At 46.6% G+C, this 1861-nt stretch carries 2 protein-coding genes; both read right to left on the bottom strand.

Annotated elements, in window-relative coordinates; all coding sequences use genetic code 11:
- Window positions 1-1340 (bottom strand): HAMP domain-containing protein (locus tag H6629_24025; GenBank protein ID MCB9070856.1); only part of this gene is annotated, 1340 nt, incomplete at its 3' end.
- A gap of 118 nt (window positions 1341-1458) precedes the next feature.
- Window positions 1459-1861: methyl-accepting chemotaxis protein (locus tag H6629_24020; protein ID MCB9070855.1), on the bottom strand; the 403-nt coding region annotated here is incomplete at its 5' end.

Genomic DNA, 1861 nt, shown 5'->3' with positions numbered 1-1861 from the left:
TCGTTGCTGGCGACGCTGATTTCCTGCACCAACTCCGCTGTCCGCTGAATATCCGGCAGGATTTTCGCCAACAATTCTCCGGCATGTTCCGCTACTTTTACGCTGGAACCCGACAGCTCGCCGATTTCTGCGGCGGCGGTTTGGCTGCGTTCCGCCAGTTTGCGCACTTCTGCGGCAACCACCGCAAAACCTTTGCCGTGCTCACCGGCACGGGCAGCTTCGATAGCTGCGTTGAGCGCCAACAGGTTGGTTTGACGGGCAATTTCTTCGATAATCGAAATTTTTCCCGCGATATCGCGCATCGCACCGACTGTTTTTACGACCGCTTCCCCGCTTATTTTGGCATCCTGTGCGGTTTGCACGGCGATCTTTTCCGTCTGCAGCGCGTTATCGGCATTTTGCTGGATGTTCGCCGCAATTTCTTCCATTGATGAAGATACTTCTTCAGCGGTGGCAGCCTGTTCCGTCGCACCTTGCGAAATCGCTTCTGCCGTTGCGCTTACCTGCCAACTATTGGTGGTTACGCCAGAGGCAACGGTTTGCACATCATGTATTGTCAACACAAATTTGTCGCGCATGACATTCATCGAATTTGCCAGTCTTCCCAACTCATCTTCCGATTGAATATCAACATTTTGGGTGAGATCCCCATTTGCCAGTTCTTCGGTAGCGCCCATTAGCTTACTGATTGCGCCGGTTATCCACTTGCCAAACACAATAGAAATGCCTAGCGCAAGAATAACGGAAAACGAAATGGCCAGCCGTATCATTGTTACCCCGCTGTAATAAGCGCTTTCCATTTTAGAATAATTGGACATCTGCAATTCTTGGAAGCTCTGTTCGCAATTTTTTGCCGTAATCATAACCTTTTCATACAGCTCATCAAATTGAGCTTCCATCGTGCTTCCCGCAGCAGAATTGATTTCCCTGCGTTGCCGGGCATTCTCTAATAGTTGTTGGAGACCGTTGCGGATGGCATAAATCTGTTTCTGAAACTCTGCATCTTCGATTTTGTAGAACGATCCGAAGCGGTTTTCGCCGCCATTGAGCATCGCATCGCAAATTGTAATGCCATGTTGCCAATGCTGATAAATTTCTTCAATTGGCACTTCATCATCACCGGACATCAATTCTTCGAACCACAGATGACCTTCCGTTGTAAAATTTTGAATTTGGAGCACAGCTCTCAGATACACCGTATCTTTCAAGATTGAATTTTGTGCACCATTGAAGAGCGTGTTCAATTCCCCAATCGTGTACAACGCGCCACCAATAATCAAAATTAACAATACGCCAAAAGATGAAAAAATTTTAACCCTGATACCCAGTTTACTAATCATTAAAATACCCTGTATTAAATATTAATTTTATCCAATTATCGATCTCGAAAAATGAATCCGCTTCTCCGCATCAGGACTGTTTTTTCAAAGTAAACCACGTTTCTGCAAACATCAGGTTTTAGAATTCTTCAAATTCGTCATCCATTTTGTCCTTGCCACCGGTCATATCAAATTCAAATCCGCCGATTTCTTTTGCCGGGGCAGGTTTGGCTGCTGGTTTGGCTGCCGCTTTTTTGGGCGGCAATGCTTTTTTGGTAGATGAAATGCTATTTGTTGCCATGCTAACCGGTTTTGCCGGACGCTTTTCGATGCTGTGGATCGCTTGCTGGGTTACTTTTGGTGCGGAACCCCTGGCTGCGTTGTCCACTTTAAAGAACGAAATGGCATCCTGTAATTGAACCGATTGTGTGGACAATTCTTCCGCCATCGAAGATAATTCTTCCGATGTTGAGGCGTTTTGCTGAATCACCTGATCCAGTTGCTGGATAGCTTTGGTCACCTCGTCCACACCGGTGCTTTGC

Source organism: Calditrichia bacterium (assembly GCA_020634975.1).
GTDB lineage: Bacteria > Calditrichota > Calditrichia > RBG-13-44-9 > J075 > JACKAQ01.
Note: the sequence above shows the minus strand (reverse complement) of the source record. Positions and strands in the feature narration are given on the sequence as shown.